The sequence below is a fragment of the Micromonospora sp. NPDC005174 genome (genome assembly GCF_040608495.1).
Lineage (GTDB): Bacteria > Actinomycetota > Actinomycetes > Mycobacteriales > Micromonosporaceae > Micromonospora.
Window position 1 is genome coordinate 279,983 of sequence record NZ_JBEXIJ010000003.1, and the last position, 12,877, is coordinate 292,859.

The following is a 12,877-nucleotide window of genomic DNA, read 5'->3' on the forward strand; positions in this document are numbered from 1 at the left end:
ACCCTCACCCACGTGAAGGTGCTGCTCAGGGGTGGTCCCGCCGATGGTCGTGTGATCAATGGCGGCGGTGAAACGGTGGTGCGCGGCGCGTGCCTGTACGAGCGGACCGGGCAGAAGGCAGACCACCGGGGCAAGGAGTTGCCGGTGTACGGGCACCGGGCGGACTGCTGCGAGGCCGATGGGCGGGGCGCGGTCGACGGGTGCGAGTAGCGGGAAACGACGAAGCCGCCGCCTCAACCGCGCTCGTTCGCTTCCACGATCACCGTTCGAGCGGCAAATACCGCACTGAAGAACGCGTAATGCCCCAGCGGCGCGGAAGGCTTTCCCGGCGCACGCTCCACCTCCTTGTGGCGGAAGTTAGACACCTTGACGGAGTTGGTGAGGGTGCGGACAGCGGCGAGGCCACGTCGCTGCCGCAGCTGGTACAGGTGGTCGACGATGTGTTGCGCGGCGGCGTCCACGGCGGTCGCATCGAGGTTGCCGATGTCGTCACGGATTGCCTTTTTGGCGGCTTCGACGGCTGCGGCGCGGGTGCGGGCGTTCTCTTCGAGGGTCGGCACGATGTCTCCCTTGCGGTCAGATGTTTTCGCCGAGGTACTTGTGCGCCCACTCGGGCACGTCCCGCTCTCGGTCGAACCGGCGGACCACCTTGTAGCCGGCGTGTCCGGGGGCTGGTCCGGAGATCCGCATCCGGTGGAAGCGCCCGTTGCGGTAGTCGACGACAACCTTGGTGGGGCGGAAGGTGAGTTTCCCGCCGCCGTTGGAGAGCAGCATGGCGGGCGCGTCGGTGACCGTGTACGTGTTGGTGGTGCCGGTGGTGGGGCCGCCGCCAAGGTAGCGGACCGGGTCGGCGAGGGCTGCCAGGACGGCCCGCCCGAAGGTCATGCGCTGAACGGTCATGACGTCTCCTGGTTGCTGGTGGCGAACTGCCCGCGCACGTACTGCTGGGCCAGGTTGCTGCGCACACCCTCCGGCAGCCACTGGACGGCTTGGTCGACGGTGGCGTCCGGGTGGCTGTCCCGCAGATGGTTGAGGTAGGCGTTCACCCGGTCGCGGGTGTTGTCCCGGTAGGTGTCGGCGGGGTTGGGGTGGGGGCAGCCGACGATGGTGATGGCGTGCACGGGGCAGGTGGTCATGGCTTCTCCTCGCTGCTGCTGGTCTTGGGCCGTACTCGCGTCTCGATGGTCAGCTTCTTGTTGTACTTCTTGATCACGGTCACTTCGGTGACACCGAACACTGCGCCGATCTCCCGCCACGTCACCCCGGCGTTCCGGCACGCGGCCACCATCTCCACGTCCTTGTCATCGAGTTGGGCGCGCAGCTTGGCGGCGCGGTCCCGGTGCGCGGCCAGAGCGGACAAGGCCTTATCCTTCGCGGTCACTGGGCCTCCGCCACAGACTTCATTGCGTCCAGCAGATCACCAGGCAGCATGTCCCGCCACGACTGCGCGAGGTCGTCGTAGTACACGAGCCCGAGCAGGGCGGCGAGGGCCGACACTGCGGTGGGGCTGAACTTGACGGTGACCGTACCGACCGGCTCGAACTGCACCGTCCCGTCGGCGCGGTTGAAATGCCCGATCAACTTCGGACCGTTTTCGTCGACTCGCACCACGCCGTTGCCGGACCACCCACCGTGCGGGATGACGAATACGGCCGGGGTGTCGAGGACGCCGGCAACAGCCAGCGCATCCACGTCGTTGCCGGACGCTACGCGCACCTCCGAGGTGAACGGGGTGCCGACCCAGCGGCCGGGGACCGTGCTCGGGTAGCTGATTGCCGCAGCCTTGGTGGGGGCGACGACGAGGACTCTCGCCTGCCGGATGTGGCTGGGCTGGTCGAGCATGGCGAAGATGTCCGAGTGCACGTGGGTGTTGATGCCGACGGCGTACGTCTTGAGCTTCGACATGGAGATCACGCCTCCTTGCCGGTGATGGCGGCGTCGATGCGGGCGAGCAGGTCGCGGGCCTCGTAGCCCAAACCGCGACCGATGAGCCACTTCTCAACGGCGTCGAGCACGGCTGCGTTGTCGGCGAGCGGCAGAGCGACCTTGGTCGGCGTGGTTCCGACGGACGCCTCGTCGTCAGTGTCGGCGATGTACCACCCACCGCCACCTGAGGTGCTGATGTGCTCGTCGACCATGTCGTTGAGCATCACGGCTCGATCGCTCGGCGTCATCGCATCCCACTCGGCCCGGTCGATTTCGACGGTGTCGGTCGATGGGTTCGCCTCGCAGTTGAGTTCGATGACTACGGGGTCGGTGCGCTCGGTCATGGGTGGCGCTCCTTCGTCTACATCACGTCTACTAACCATATGCTAGCGCACTAGCCACACGCTAGCAACCATCGACTTGTGCCACCACTAAAAAGAGCCGGCCACCCGAAGGCGACCGGGCCCCACCGCCACTCACGGCACGATCCGCTTCCCGTAGTCCGCCGTCGGGTCGTACCGGCCCTCCAAGAAGTCAATGAACCGGTTCGCGTGACCCACCCGCGAACGAACCGTTGACTCCGTGTACGGCCCCTCCCGGTGGGCCTGCTCGTACTCGTCGGCGAACCGCCGCAGCTCGGCGATCAACTCGCGGGACAGCTTCGGGGTGGGCATGGTCAGTCCTCTTTCTGGCTGGGGAAGATGCGGACGGATACCTGCCACAACCCGGCGAGGATCGCCACGCCACCAAAGATCAGGCTGAACACCGCCACGGCGGCAGCCATCAGACCGGCGTCCCCGGTGACAACGAACAGGACGATGCCGGCGACGAACATGAGGGCGCACATGCCGGCGACGACGAACGCGGCGCGCTTGAGGTCGGTGTCGATCGTGCGAAGTCGAGCCAGCATCTCAGTTCTCCTTCGCTGCGTCGCGGTCGCGGATCTCACGCAGCGCCGCCCGGGTGTCATCCACCCCGAACAACTCCACGGCGGCGAGCAGTTGCGCGGCCAGTCCGCCGGGCTTCCGCTTGCTGCCGGCGGCGCGTGCACCCCGGCCGTTGTTGTCGGTAACTCTGGTCATGTCAGTTGCTCCGCTCGGTGAGATTGCGGCGGACCCAGCCGCTGCGAGGGTGTCACCGTCGGCCTCGGCTTCGTCGAGCCGTTCGATGAGGTCGGCGATGACCTGCGTGTGGTAGCCGCAGACCGTGTGGCCGATGCAACCGCACATGGTCAGTTCGTTGACCACGCTGGCGGTCTGCCCGTTGGGGAACTCGTACCGCCACCCACTGGTGGTCGGCACCCGGTGCCCGTCAAGGCGCATTGCCGCCACGTGGTCGATGGCCCACTCCACGGCCCGCGCCCCGTCGCCCAGGTAGCAGCCGGTGGCGTCGCGGAGCAGCTTCGTCGCCCAGATCTTGAAGTTGTCGGGCCGCTCGGCCTGCGCCTGCCGTACGGCGGTGACCGCCTGCGGGCGGAGGGCGATAGCCGGGTCGTCGGTGGCGGTCGGGTTGCTCATCAGGCTCTCCCTGCTGCTGGTCGGGTGAGTTGTCGGGGAAGGGGTCAGCAGAACTCGACGGTCAGCCAGCGCCGTCCGTCCATGTCGTAGAAGCCAGCGCCGCCCGAATGGGTGGTGCCGCGCTCCACCCACGACGGGATGCGACTCTGCTCGGCGGCGATCAGGATCATCTCGCCGCGAGTGATGGTCCCGCCGGATTCGCTGACGATCTCGCCGCTGTCGAGCTGGGCTCGCCACGTCGAGTAGTCGGTAACGCCCCGGTCGGGGTGCGCGCGGAACGTGAATCCTCCGGCGGCGTACTGCCCGAGGTGGACGCCCTCCGAGTCGGCGGCCGTGTCGGCGGTCCGCAGATAGTAGTTCGTCGACATGGGCTTGCTCCCTGCTGCTGGTTGGGGGTTCGGTGTTGTGCCCTCGGCTGGTTTGGAACCAGCACCATCGCGGCCGGGCGAGGGCTTCAGATCGCGTCGTACCGCTCCTGCAAGCAGTCACCGCACAGGCAGATCATGACTTCCTCGTTCTCGATCTCGGCCGCGTACGGATCGATCTGCCATGTCCCCGGGTCGCCGCACCGCTGGCAGGTGTCATCGACAATTTCTCCGTCGAGCACTTCGCCGTAGGGAATCAGATCGCTCACGTGCGGCTCCTTAATTCGGTCCGGAACATGACGTCCGGGCTTGCGGCCTCCTGCGGCCGACCGGCGGGGTGCTCAGTTGTTGGCGCTCGCCTCATCCTGCGCGGCGACCTTGCGGGCGGCGATGTCGCGCGCCTTCGCGTAGTCACCAGCCCAGAACGCTCGCCACAGCTCGTTGCCGCAGTTGCCGGCCCACACCTTGCCGATCACGGCCAGCGCGTCGGCCTTGCTGACTTCCGCCTCACCCAACGCGGCGTCCTCGCTCATCTCGGTTCTCCTGTCAGCGGTTGCGCTTGTTGCGGTCCCGCAGGACGCGGGCGCAGTCGAGGCAGTTGGTGGTGTTCGAGCCGAACAGCGCGTCGTAGACGGTGGCGTCGGCGTCCGGGTCCGTGGTGATGTCGCGCATCGGTGTGCCGCAGAACATCGTGAAATCACCGGCGAGCATCAGGTGAGTGGTGTGGTCGGGGGCGCACATGTCGCACCAGCCCTGCTGCTTGCGGCTGGGGGTTACGCCGGGGGCACCCAGGGGGGTGTTGCAACCGGGGCAGACGACGTCGGCGGCGGGGAGCGCGGCGATGCCGTCGGTGGTGATGGCAAACATTTGCCGGTAGCGGGTGGTGGCCCCGTCGGTGATGTAGCCGAGGTCGGTGAGCTGCTGGACGTGGAGGTCTTTGACGGTGGCGCCGCCGAGGTTGATGGTGACGTCGCCGCTGTTGTTGCGGCCGAGGGTGCCGTCTGCGGCGGCCTGAAGTGCGCGGATGGCGGCTTTGGAAAGCTTCGGCATGGCCTGCATCTCGACTCCCTCGGTGCGTTGGGTGGCCCCGCTCCCCAAGGGAACTTCGGAAGCCCGCAGTCTTGCCGGCGCTTTCGAGGCTGTGACCTCTCAGTCGGCCGATCCCTACGGGAGCGGGGCCACGCTCTGGTGTTGTGGTCAGCGGTGCAGGTTGGCGAGCATCGCGCGGATGCTCTCGTTGGTCACCGGGTTCGCGGCCCGCTCGGCGAACAGTTCCGCACGCCGCTGCTCGATGGCCTCGCCGGAGAACAGGGTGTAGGGGGTGATCCGACCGTTCGGGTTGGCGGCCTCAAACGCGAGGATCCCGGCGATCTGGCTGTCGGTCGGGCCGCCGGGACGTCGCCCGGCCACGTCGGCGAGGTGCATGCTGCCGGGCTCGAAGGTGACGGTGTCGCCCGCGTTGAGGTGGATGACGTGGCTGGCGTCCATGTCGGCGAGGGAGCCGTTCGGGTCGCAAACGGTGATGGCGAGCCGGGCGGGCCGGGCACGGGTCGGGGCGTCGGCGATGTCGAGGATGAGCTGCGGCTTGCCGTCGACCGTCAGGGTGTCGGTGTTGCGGAGCCGGTTGGCGGTGTCGGTGATCGTGCGGCGCATCCTGACTCCTCGTTAGTGGGTGTATGTAAACAGTAACGGGCCCAGGTTGAGTGTGTCAAGGGGAACAGTTACTCTTGCCTCATGCCACGGCCCACGTTCACTCCCGACGAAGCGCAACGCGTCACACTCGACGCGCTCGCCCGGCTTGCTCGACGACGCAAGCGGCTCGACAGGGAAGCCGACGAACTCATGGCCAAGGCCGACGGGCAAGGCATCCCCGTTTCCTGGATCGCCGACACCGCCCAGGTCCAGCGGAAGACCGTCTACCGGCACCTCGGCAAGCCAATGCGCTAGATCGGCACGCAGAGACGGCTGGCAGGGGGATGCATGCCCGCCCTGCCAGCCGTCGTCGTCTGCCGCCTCCCTAGCGGACCTGGTGCACGAGGTGGTGCGGCACCGCGTACAGGTCACGGCCGTCCCGGTACAGGTCGTAGGCGTCCGAGTGGACGGCGATGATCGCCCAGCCGGAGCCGTGCCCGTCGACGTCCACCATCAGCGGGTCACCGACCTGCACCCCGAACGCCGCGTCACGCGGGTCGACGGGCAGCCGGGTCAGGGTGTTCGCGCTCATCGGTTCTCCTTGACGGTGGCAGCGGTGGTGGGCTGGGCAGGCTTCACGCGGCCGACGGTGGCGGGCAAGCGCCGGCGGTGGATGGTGGGTCGGACCGTGTTGAGCAGGGGCGGGATCATCGGCGTTCCTCTCGGGTTGGGCAGTCGGTGGGGCACACGTCGGTCTGCTGGTCGGTGAGACACGCAGGGCAGATGGTGGTCGTCGACTCGTAGTCGACGGGGCGGGTGGCGCGGGGACGGGCGTTGACGTCCGCCCCCGCCTGCTCGCGGCTCACGTCCGGCCCGTCTCGCCGCTGTCGCGGCCGTGCTCGGTGGTCCACGTGCCGTCCCGCCCGTCGTAGGTGGATCGGCGTCCGGACGCGCCCGCGGCCATCGCCCCGAACACGGCGGACGCCTTGCGGTTCACCTCGACCGGGTCGGGACGCTGCGGCGCGCTCACTGGTCGCCGCCCGCCGGCTGCCGGTACCGGTCGGCGAGCTGCCCGGCGGCGAGACTGATCGGGAAGGCGACCATCAGCACGATCACGCCTGCCGGGGCGAGCACCTGCCACCGGTCGGCGATGACGTCCAGGTGGGCGAGCAGTCCGGCAAGCAGCATGAACGACGCCGCGAGGTTCACGCACAGGGCCACTGCGGCAACCAGTCGCGCCTGGTTGGCTTTGCGGATGCGCGCCGGGTTGACACGCTGCGGGGCGGTCACTTGCCGCGCCTCGCGGCACCCTCGGCTTGGGCGCGGCGGGCAACCTCGGCGAGGTGGTAGGTGGCCTTCGGGTCGTTGAGGCGGCGAGTCTCGTTACGCACCGCCTGCATGTTCGGCATGTCGTACTGCGGCTTACTAGGCTTGGCCATGGCTGACGCTCCTTCGGGATGGGTTGGTCGGCCCGGCCGTTGAGTGGGTGCTCCTTGGCCGGGTGGATTCCGTGATCGGGATCGGTGGGGGCGGCCACGCTTGTCTAGGGCTGGGGCCGCCCCCGTGCGGAACTACTTCTTGTTCGGCTTGATCTCGCTGGCTGCCGTCGCCTTGCTCACGGCCACCTGCTGGCGGGTGCGCACGGACAGGTCCCCGTACACGCTGGATTGCTGGGTGTTCTGCTGCTTACTCATGGTCGATTCCTTTCGTCAGGTGACTGGTGTGCGGTGCGCGCGTCGTTGCGCCACCGCCGCAGGTTGAGTGACGCCATCGCCCCGTAGGCGACGCTGGCGGCGATGAACCCGTACTGCCGGGTGGTCAGCGCGTACGCCAACCAGAGGGCCTGCACGGCGAGGCTGACAGCCCAGCCCTGCCAGAGTCGGCGGCCGGTGAGCCACCATCCGGTGAGGCCGATCAGGGTCAACGCCCACGACCACCACTGCGCGCCCATCAGCGCGCCATCCACAAGGCCACACCAGAGACGGCACCGAGCACACACAGTGCGCCGGCCAGCCACAGCAGCCAGGCAGGCCACACGCGCACGACCGGAACGTCGGGCTGGTCGGGTTGCTGCCGTAGCGCGATCTCACCCTCAACGGTGGGCGTCAAATGCTCCACACCGTCCGGGTCGACCTGCACCCACGCCATGCCGGCGTCGGCCAGCAGTCCGGCCGTGTAGTTGACTGATGTCACCCACCGGCCATCGCGGCGCACCACAGCGCCGTCGTAGATGGAGGCGAGCACCGCGGCTTCGTCGGCGGTCAGGTCACCGTCGTGGATGCGGCGAATGTCGGCGGCCCGCAGTTCGGCGAGCACCCCGGCGACGATCGGGTCGTCGTCGGCTTGCACCTGCGACAGCGACTTGTCGTCGGTCGTGGGGCAGTCGGGGCACGTCCACAGGTCACCCGGTGCAACCACGTAGGTGCCGTGCACCCAGCAGGACACGTGCCCACCCCCGCCGGGTGGCACCCGGTTGACGCCCCACAGTTCGGCGAGACGCAGCTCCCCCGGCTTGGTGACCAACCATCCGTGCCTATGAGGGTTCTCCCGCAGCAGCCCGGCAGCGAACGCCTGATTCGTTGCGGCCAGCAGCTCACCGGTCATGTGGTCGCCCATCCGGTAGCCGAAGTAGGCGCCTTCGAGCACGGCCAGCTCGGGCGGGTTGTTCGTCCAGCAGTCCTGCGCGAGGGTGTCGGTTTCCAGGTCGTAGGGTTGGCGCGCGGCGGGCTGCGTGTAGTCGTCGGCGGTGTCACTCATTGAACGCCGTCCGGGGCTCCTCGTACCGCTGGAAGTTGAGGACGCACGCCCACGGGAGGTTGTTACGGGCGGCGATCCGGGTGCCGATAGCAGCGACATCGTCGTGGTTGCTGATGGGCTGGTCGCGGTGCAGTTCGGTGTTGCCGTACCCGCTTTGATGGGCGTAGGAGATGAAGTAGCGGTAGCGCATGTTGGCCCTCCGGTGTGCGTTGGCTGGTCTGCGGTGACCCCGCACCCGGGCTCGGACGTGATGGCCGAGCCCGGGAGGCTCACTTGCAGGCGGTCAGCGGTTCTCGCCCCGCCGCGACAGCACCTTGTCGTAGTGGTCGCCGAGCAGCCGGAACACCGTGTTGTCGTCGAAGTACTCGGAGACGTTGCGGGCCTCATCGGCGTACTCCTTGCCCATCGCGTCCACCTCCCCGTCGGGGTAGATCAGCGCCAGGTGGTTACCGAGGACGTCGTAGATGACCTGCCCGGCGGGTCCGGCGACGATCCAGCGGGGCGATCCGTCGATGGGGTGGGTGGTCTTCGTTTCGGCGATCTGCATTGGTGCTCCTTCGATGTCGGCCAACCGGACGGTCAGCGCTTGCTGTTCTGCTCGGCGATCTTCCGCGCGGTACGGCGGGAGATCGGTGTTTCGACGCCGGCCTGCTTGTCTCGCTGCTCCCGGTCCTGGGCGCGGAGGGTTTCGGTGACGGACGGGATCACGGACTCGGAGCGATTCGTCATTGGCTTCTCCTGCTGTCGTCTGATGGTCTGCGGTGACCCTGCGCGGGCTCGGACGGGTGGCCGAGCCCGGCAGGCTTACCGGCAGGCGGTCAGCGGCCGTACCCGTAGGAGGCGTTGATGGCGGCACGGCGGGCGGTGCTGCGACCCGTGCGAACGCGGATGGTGCGCTGCCCGTCCCCGGAGTCGACGGTGATGGGGCGGCGAACCTCGCGGGTGGTGTGGGCGATCGTGGCGCTGGCGTACATGGTGATCTCCTCGAATCAGGATGAAACAGGCGTGGATGGGTGCGCCGCCCCCGCCCCTCGACGGGGCCGGCGGTGCTACTTGCGGTTGCGCTGCTTGCTCGTGCGCTGCGTCGGCTTGCTCAGGTCGGCGCGCACCTCGTTGACCGTGTTGAACACCTGGTCGTCGCGGCGGCGCTGCTCCGGCCGCCGGTCGTCCAGGCGAACCACCCGGGCGGTCACTGCTTCGCCTTGGGTCGCCTGCGGGTGGTCGGGGTCAGCCAGCCGGTGAGCCGGAGAAGGCTGCGGCGGGCGTTGTCCCCGTCCAGCCGTGCCGCCCGTCCCCCAACTTCGACGGTCAGGGTGGTGTCGCAGTCGGCGTCGTTGTAGCCGACGGTCAACTTCACCCGCACCCCGTTGGGGTCGGTGACCGCGAACGAGATGGAACACGGCCCGTCGTGGCCCTGACGGCACCAGTCGGGGTGCGTCCCGTAGTCGGCGGGCAGTGCCTGCGGCTTGAGGTCGTGGAAGGCGGGGCCGTCGTTGCGGGAGCCGTGCCCGGGGCGGATCTTGTCGAAGAAGCTCACAAGATCACCGCCAGTTGCATCGTGTCGGTCAGCGGATCGTCCGCTTCAGCCTTCGCCCACGGGTCCGACGCCGGATGTGCGTCCGACAGCGGCCGGACGAAACCGGGCCGGTGCTGACCGTGCGTGCCGAAGATGCGGCGCAGCCGAGTCACCGGGTCACCGCCTGGACGTTGATCGCCCGGCCAGGGCCGAACCCGTACGACACCCGCGACGCGAACGGGCCGTTCACCGCCTGCGGAACAGTCACCTTCCGGCCGTCCGTGTACGTCACCCGCAGCGTGTTGTTGCGGCGGCGCACCCGAGTGATCTGCGCCTTCGGTGTGTTGTCGTTCGCCTGCCCGGTCATCGAGAGGCCCCCGTCCGCACGTGCGTGGTCAGCTCGTTCAGGTCGGCGGCCGTGACCGTGTCCACCGCATCCATCGCGGCGTCCAGCTCGGCAACCCGACCCTCGTAGCCGGCGCGGCCCCGGTAGTCGTTGGCGAGACGAATCAGCGTCGCCATCACCTGCTCGACGTCACCCGCGTTGGTGACGGCGTCCCGGTCCTCCGGGTTCGACAGCGTCAGCGTGGCCATCTCAGGCCACCGCCTTACGGCCACGCTCGGTCAGCGTCGCCGACGCGACGACCTTGCGGAGGCCGGTACCCGACGCGTAGTTGAGGGTGACCAGACCCTTGCGGGCCAGCGACTTGAGCTGCACGACCGTCGCCGCAGCCGACCGGTTGACGGTGCCACCGTTGTTGGCGGCGGCGCGCAGAACACGGTTGCCGGCGTCCGACGGGTTGGTGAGGTGCGCCCCGGCCATCGTTGGGGGGACCTGCCGGCGGCGGACCGTGGTGGTCGGCTCGGCGGGGTTCTCGTTGCGGTACATCTCCGCGTAACCCCGGGCGATCAGGCGGGCCGTGGTCTCGCTGTCGTAGCTGCCGCAGTTCTCCGTGATGCGGAGGGTGCCCTGCATCGTGGTGACGGTGTAGGCGTTCTCGCGGACGTACTGGAGCGTGATGGTGATTCGGCCGTTCGGGGTCGTGTAGACGACCTGCTGGCCGGGCGTGCTGAGAACAGTGGTGCTCATCTCGGGGTACCTCCCGATTGGGGCCCCGTTCGGCGTTGGCGCGCTTCCCGGTGCCGTGTTCCTTATGTCTACGAACGTAGTCGCTGCCGACTTGCATGTCAAGTAATTCAGGCATACGATCATAGCCAGAGTTGCGAACGACAGTAGGCAGGCAAGACGATGGGGAGGTGACCAACTTGCAAGATGTGATCGACGCGTGGAACGACATCGCCCGAGCTGAGGAGCGGTACCGCGAGACGCTGCGGGCCGCCATCGCTGACGGGGTGCCTCAAGTGAAGATCGCAGCGGCCATCGACCGCACACGGGAGATGCTGCGGCGTGACGCGATGACCGATGAGCAGCGCGAAGCGTTCAAGAGGGCCGAGGCCGAGCGCCTGCGGAATCGACGGGCCAACAGGACCCGCAACTAAGTCGGGGCCGGGAGGCGCGCCAACGCCTGAACCCCAGCCCCTAACGGGAGGTACCCCGCTACATGCAAGCTACTTGGCGTACTGGTGTGCGATCACGGCAGGCCCGCCCGTGAGTCGCCTTCACGCGCCCGACGACGATGAGAAGCCGTTCATCGCCCGGTGGAACGTGCTGACCCGCGTCCTGCTCGTGGATCCATCCGTGAAGACCGTGGCGCGCTCAGCCATGGACTTCGGAGACTTCGACGACGGGACGAGCTGTCACCCCAGCAACAAGCGCATCGAGCGAGAAACGGGCCTGAGTGACCGGGCGGTCCGCACCGCATGGCAGGCGCTGCGGGGCATGGGCATGGCTGAGCGCGTTGCCTTCGGTTCGCCTCACCGCCGTCTGGCGGACGAGTACCGCCTGATGATTCCCGAGAACTGGCGGGGGTTGCCCACCTACGGGCCTCACGTGCGGGACTTCCGGTGCCTGTACTGCGAGAAGCAGTTCACCCCGCAGGGCAACTGCACTGTCACCATCAAGGGCGGGCAGGAGCTAGTGACCTACAACTTGCGCAAGCTCTCGTTCTGTCCGGCCCCTCGGGCGAAGCGAGGACGCGACGCCGTGGACTGCCACCTTGAGTGGGATGCCTCGCAGCGCGCTTGCGGTGAGAGGTTGTACGGCGAGCACGGCCCGAACGATGCGTGGAAGCTGTTCCGTCGAGCGAGGGCAGACGAGTGGTGACGGTCGCCGAGATACCGGAAGTCACTTCCGGTATAGGAACTCAGTTCCGCGTATACCGGAAGTCAGTTCCGCCATGTACCGGAAGTCAGTTCCGGCGGTACCGGAAGTCACTTCCGCCCAACACTCATAGAACCACTCATGAGATCACTCATAAGACCTCTCCCGCTCCGCTTCGCGAAGCGGCGGCACGATCGGAGATTCGCCGATGACCGAGCTAACCGCTGAGCCTCCGATGCTTGTCCTTCCCGATGTGCCGCTTGACCCAGCGAACCCGTTGCATCAGAGACTCCGCAAGACCTTTGAGTTCTGCGCCCTGTCCCTACTGCTCCGGGGCGGCAACGCCTTGATGGACGAAGCAGGCCCGAACGTCCGTGCCCACTACTTCGATGGAGGCAGACGCACGATCTTCGAGTCCATGGTCAAGCTGCGGGCCGGACAGGTAGATGTGACGCCTTCGTCCGTGGCTAGCAGCCTGCAAGGGGTGGACACCGACGGTGACCTTGATGCTCTGCTGGATCAGCTCAGCCGCAACGCTCAGCAATCGCGAGGCAGCGACCCCGACCCGCTTTGGATGCAGCTCGACCTGCTGATGGACTTCGTTGTTGACCTTCGCCGCGAAGAGACCGCCCTCTACTTCTGGTATGACGCGGCCGACGTCCTTCTGTACATCGGCATCACCGGCGACTTGGCCACCCGCCAATCCAGCCACGCTAAGAAGTCGTCGTGGTCGGAGTTTGCCGACCACTCGAAGATCCGCCGATTCCCGTCGCGCCCCGAGGCGGAGTCCGCCGAGAAGTCCGCGATCGAGCAGCACCGCCCCCTGTTCAACCACCAGCACAACGACACCCCGGAGGCCCGCCAGCGTCTGGTGGCGTACCTGATCGAGCATGGCCGCATGGACTTGCTCACCCCCGCCGTGTCTCGCGGCTGACCCGGATTG

General features: G+C 67.7%; 38 protein-coding genes. 5 read left to right on the plus strand and 33 right to left on the minus strand.

From position 1 onward, the window contains the following. Positions 1-12 precede the first annotated feature (12 nt). A complete protein-coding gene (locus tag ABZU91_RS05640; RefSeq protein ID WP_355234373.1) occupies positions 13-210 on the plus strand; it encodes a hypothetical protein in 198 nt (65 codons plus the stop codon). A 23-nt stretch (positions 211-233) separates the two neighbouring features. Here ABZU91_RS05640 and ABZU91_RS05645 read toward each other — a convergent pair whose 3' ends face one another. The 14 genes from ABZU91_RS05645 to ABZU91_RS05710 form a co-directional block, all read right to left on the minus strand. After that, a complete protein-coding gene (locus ABZU91_RS05645) occupies positions 234-560 on the minus strand; it encodes a hypothetical protein (protein ID WP_355234375.1) in 327 nt (108 codons plus the stop codon). A gap of 16 nt (positions 561-576) precedes the next feature. Beyond that, positions 577-900, minus strand: a complete 324-nt coding sequence (locus ABZU91_RS05650) for a hypothetical protein (protein ID WP_355234377.1) — start codon at positions 898-900, stop codon at positions 577-579. Beyond that, a complete protein-coding gene (locus ABZU91_RS05655) occupies positions 897-1,136 on the minus strand; it encodes a hypothetical protein (RefSeq protein ID WP_355234380.1) in 240 nt (79 codons plus the stop codon). The genes ABZU91_RS05650 and ABZU91_RS05655 overlap by 4 nt, the downstream gene beginning before the upstream one ends. Beyond that, entirely contained in the window at positions 1,133-1,360 is a 228-nt protein-coding gene (locus tag ABZU91_RS05660) for a hypothetical protein (protein ID WP_355234382.1), read from the minus strand. Before ABZU91_RS05660 ends, ABZU91_RS05655 begins: the two co-directional genes overlap by 4 nt. Positions 1,361-1,377: 17 nt before the next feature. Further along, positions 1,378-1,905, minus strand: a complete 528-nt coding sequence (locus tag ABZU91_RS05665; protein ID WP_355234385.1) for a hypothetical protein — start codon at positions 1,903-1,905, stop codon at positions 1,378-1,380. A 5-nt stretch (positions 1,906-1,910) separates the two neighbouring features. Next, positions 1,911-2,270: a hypothetical protein gene (locus ABZU91_RS05670; RefSeq protein WP_355234387.1), complete on the minus strand. Its 360-nt coding sequence runs from the start codon at positions 2,268-2,270 to the stop codon at positions 1,911-1,913. 132 nt (positions 2,271-2,402) lie between these two features. Further along, positions 2,403-2,600, minus strand: a complete 198-nt coding sequence (locus ABZU91_RS05675; protein WP_355234390.1) for a hypothetical protein — start codon at positions 2,598-2,600, stop codon at positions 2,403-2,405. A gap of 2 nt (positions 2,601-2,602) precedes the next feature. Continuing rightward, entirely contained in the window at positions 2,603-2,836 is a 234-nt protein-coding gene (locus tag ABZU91_RS05680) for a hypothetical protein (protein ID WP_355234393.1), read from the minus strand. A 1-nt stretch (position 2,837) separates the two neighbouring features. After that, entirely contained in the window at positions 2,838-3,443 is a 606-nt protein-coding gene (locus ABZU91_RS05685; protein ID WP_355234395.1) for a hypothetical protein, read from the minus strand. Positions 3,444-3,487: 44 nt separating this feature from the next. Then, the gene (locus ABZU91_RS05690) at positions 3,488-3,811 is read right to left on the minus strand and encodes a hypothetical protein (RefSeq protein WP_355234398.1); all 324 of its coding nucleotides are present in this window, start codon (positions 3,809-3,811) and stop codon (positions 3,488-3,490) included. Between the two features lie 86 nt (positions 3,812-3,897). Further along, positions 3,898-4,077 (minus strand): hypothetical protein, encoded by a 180-nt coding sequence (locus ABZU91_RS05695; RefSeq protein ID WP_355234401.1) that lies wholly within the window; start codon positions 4,075-4,077, stop codon positions 3,898-3,900. 72 nt (positions 4,078-4,149) lie between these two features. Further along, positions 4,150-4,341, minus strand: coding sequence for a hypothetical protein (locus tag ABZU91_RS05700; RefSeq protein ID WP_355234404.1), 192 nt, complete (start codon positions 4,339-4,341; stop codon positions 4,150-4,152). 13 nt (positions 4,342-4,354) lie between these two features. Next, on the minus strand, positions 4,355-4,867 hold the full coding sequence (locus ABZU91_RS05705; protein WP_355234406.1) for a hypothetical protein: 513 nt from the start codon (positions 4,865-4,867) through the stop codon (positions 4,355-4,357). A gap of 138 nt (positions 4,868-5,005) precedes the next feature. Next, positions 5,006-5,461 (minus strand): hypothetical protein, encoded by a 456-nt coding sequence (locus ABZU91_RS05710; RefSeq protein WP_355234409.1) that lies wholly within the window; start codon positions 5,459-5,461, stop codon positions 5,006-5,008. Positions 5,462-5,542: 81 nt separating this feature from the next. Here ABZU91_RS05710 and ABZU91_RS05715 point away from each other — a divergent pair, with 81 nt between their 5' ends. Beyond that, positions 5,543-5,755 (plus strand): hypothetical protein, encoded by a 213-nt coding sequence (locus ABZU91_RS05715; RefSeq protein ID WP_355234412.1) that lies wholly within the window; start codon positions 5,543-5,545, stop codon positions 5,753-5,755. A gap of 70 nt (positions 5,756-5,825) precedes the next feature. On the opposite strand, the gene ABZU91_RS05720 is transcribed toward ABZU91_RS05715, so the two are convergent. From ABZU91_RS05720 to ABZU91_RS05810, 19 genes are all read right to left on the minus strand, one after another. Then, positions 5,826-6,032: a hypothetical protein gene (locus ABZU91_RS05720; protein ID WP_355234415.1), complete on the minus strand. Its 207-nt coding sequence runs from the start codon at positions 6,030-6,032 to the stop codon at positions 5,826-5,828. After that, a complete protein-coding gene (locus ABZU91_RS05725; protein WP_355234417.1) occupies positions 6,029-6,151 on the minus strand; it encodes a hypothetical protein in 123 nt (40 codons plus the stop codon). Before ABZU91_RS05725 ends, ABZU91_RS05720 begins: the two co-directional genes overlap by 4 nt. Beyond that, positions 6,148-6,306 carry a hypothetical protein gene (locus tag ABZU91_RS05730; protein ID WP_355234420.1) on the minus strand — a complete coding sequence of 53 codons (159 nt, stop codon included), beginning with the start codon at positions 6,304-6,306 and terminating at the stop codon, positions 6,148-6,150. Before ABZU91_RS05730 ends, ABZU91_RS05725 begins: the two co-directional genes overlap by 4 nt. Continuing rightward, positions 6,303-6,470: a hypothetical protein gene (locus ABZU91_RS05735; protein ID WP_355234423.1), complete on the minus strand. Its 168-nt coding sequence runs from the start codon at positions 6,468-6,470 to the stop codon at positions 6,303-6,305. The genes ABZU91_RS05730 and ABZU91_RS05735 overlap by 4 nt, the downstream gene beginning before the upstream one ends. After that, positions 6,467-6,730, minus strand: a complete 264-nt coding sequence (locus ABZU91_RS05740) for a hypothetical protein (RefSeq protein WP_355234426.1) — start codon at positions 6,728-6,730, stop codon at positions 6,467-6,469. The genes ABZU91_RS05735 and ABZU91_RS05740 overlap by 4 nt, the downstream gene beginning before the upstream one ends. Beyond that, positions 6,727-6,879: a hypothetical protein gene (locus tag ABZU91_RS05745; RefSeq protein ID WP_355234428.1), complete on the minus strand. Its 153-nt coding sequence runs from the start codon at positions 6,877-6,879 to the stop codon at positions 6,727-6,729. Before ABZU91_RS05745 ends, ABZU91_RS05740 begins: the two co-directional genes overlap by 4 nt. A 132-nt stretch (positions 6,880-7,011) precedes the next feature. After that, positions 7,012-7,134, minus strand: a complete 123-nt coding sequence (locus ABZU91_RS05750; protein ID WP_355234431.1) for a hypothetical protein — start codon at positions 7,132-7,134, stop codon at positions 7,012-7,014. Continuing rightward, positions 7,131-7,406, minus strand: a complete 276-nt coding sequence (locus ABZU91_RS05755) for a hypothetical protein (protein ID WP_355234434.1) — start codon at positions 7,404-7,406, stop codon at positions 7,131-7,133. Before ABZU91_RS05755 ends, ABZU91_RS05750 begins: the two co-directional genes overlap by 4 nt. After that, the gene (locus ABZU91_RS05760; RefSeq protein WP_355234437.1) at positions 7,391-8,197 is read right to left on the minus strand and encodes a hypothetical protein; all 807 of its coding nucleotides are present in this window, start codon (positions 8,195-8,197) and stop codon (positions 7,391-7,393) included. Before ABZU91_RS05760 ends, ABZU91_RS05755 begins: the two co-directional genes overlap by 16 nt. Beyond that, entirely contained in the window at positions 8,190-8,387 is a 198-nt protein-coding gene (locus tag ABZU91_RS05765; protein ID WP_355234440.1) for a hypothetical protein, read from the minus strand. Before ABZU91_RS05765 ends, ABZU91_RS05760 begins: the two co-directional genes overlap by 8 nt. 93 nt (positions 8,388-8,480) lie before the next feature. Beyond that, complete coding sequence (locus tag ABZU91_RS05770; protein ID WP_355234443.1) at positions 8,481-8,744, minus strand: hypothetical protein; 264 nt, start codon at positions 8,742-8,744, stop codon at positions 8,481-8,483. A gap of 32 nt (positions 8,745-8,776) precedes the next feature. Beyond that, positions 8,777-8,926, minus strand: coding sequence for a hypothetical protein (locus ABZU91_RS05775; protein WP_355234446.1), 150 nt, complete (start codon positions 8,924-8,926; stop codon positions 8,777-8,779). Positions 8,927-9,015: 89 nt separating this feature from the next. Next, complete coding sequence (locus ABZU91_RS05780) at positions 9,016-9,171, minus strand: hypothetical protein (protein ID WP_355234448.1); 156 nt, start codon at positions 9,169-9,171, stop codon at positions 9,016-9,018. Between the two features lie 75 nt (positions 9,172-9,246). Continuing rightward, positions 9,247-9,390: a hypothetical protein gene (locus ABZU91_RS05785; RefSeq protein WP_355234451.1), complete on the minus strand. Its 144-nt coding sequence runs from the start codon at positions 9,388-9,390 to the stop codon at positions 9,247-9,249. Beyond that, complete coding sequence (locus tag ABZU91_RS05790) at positions 9,387-9,734, minus strand: hypothetical protein (RefSeq protein ID WP_355234454.1); 348 nt, start codon at positions 9,732-9,734, stop codon at positions 9,387-9,389. Before ABZU91_RS05790 ends, ABZU91_RS05785 begins: the two co-directional genes overlap by 4 nt. Further along, positions 9,731-9,886, minus strand: coding sequence for a hypothetical protein (locus ABZU91_RS05795; RefSeq protein WP_355234457.1), 156 nt, complete (start codon positions 9,884-9,886; stop codon positions 9,731-9,733). Before ABZU91_RS05795 ends, ABZU91_RS05790 begins: the two co-directional genes overlap by 4 nt. Further along, positions 9,883-10,080: a hypothetical protein gene (locus ABZU91_RS05800; RefSeq protein WP_355234460.1), complete on the minus strand. Its 198-nt coding sequence runs from the start codon at positions 10,078-10,080 to the stop codon at positions 9,883-9,885. Before ABZU91_RS05800 ends, ABZU91_RS05795 begins: the two co-directional genes overlap by 4 nt. After that, positions 10,077-10,307, minus strand: a complete 231-nt coding sequence (locus ABZU91_RS05805; protein ID WP_355234462.1) for a hypothetical protein — start codon at positions 10,305-10,307, stop codon at positions 10,077-10,079. Before ABZU91_RS05805 ends, ABZU91_RS05800 begins: the two co-directional genes overlap by 4 nt. Position 10,308: 1 nt before the next feature. After that, a complete protein-coding gene (locus ABZU91_RS05810; protein ID WP_355234465.1) occupies positions 10,309-10,803 on the minus strand; it encodes a hypothetical protein in 495 nt (164 codons plus the stop codon). A gap of 185 nt (positions 10,804-10,988) precedes the next feature. Here ABZU91_RS05810 and ABZU91_RS05815 point away from each other — a divergent pair, with 185 nt between their 5' ends. The 3 genes from ABZU91_RS05815 (at position 10,989) to ABZU91_RS05825 (ending at position 12,868) form a co-directional block, all read left to right on the plus strand. Continuing rightward, entirely contained in the window at positions 10,989-11,213 is a 225-nt protein-coding gene (locus ABZU91_RS05815; RefSeq protein WP_355234468.1) for a hypothetical protein, read from the plus strand. Between the two features lie 109 nt (positions 11,214-11,322). Continuing rightward, positions 11,323-11,937, plus strand: coding sequence for a hypothetical protein (locus ABZU91_RS05820; protein WP_355234471.1), 615 nt, complete (start codon positions 11,323-11,325; stop codon positions 11,935-11,937). Positions 11,938-12,142: 205 nt separating this feature from the next. Then, on the plus strand, positions 12,143-12,868 hold the full coding sequence (locus ABZU91_RS05825) for a GIY-YIG nuclease family protein (RefSeq protein WP_355234474.1): 726 nt from the start codon (positions 12,143-12,145) through the stop codon (positions 12,866-12,868). The last annotated feature ends 9 nt before the right edge of the window (positions 12,869-12,877 follow it).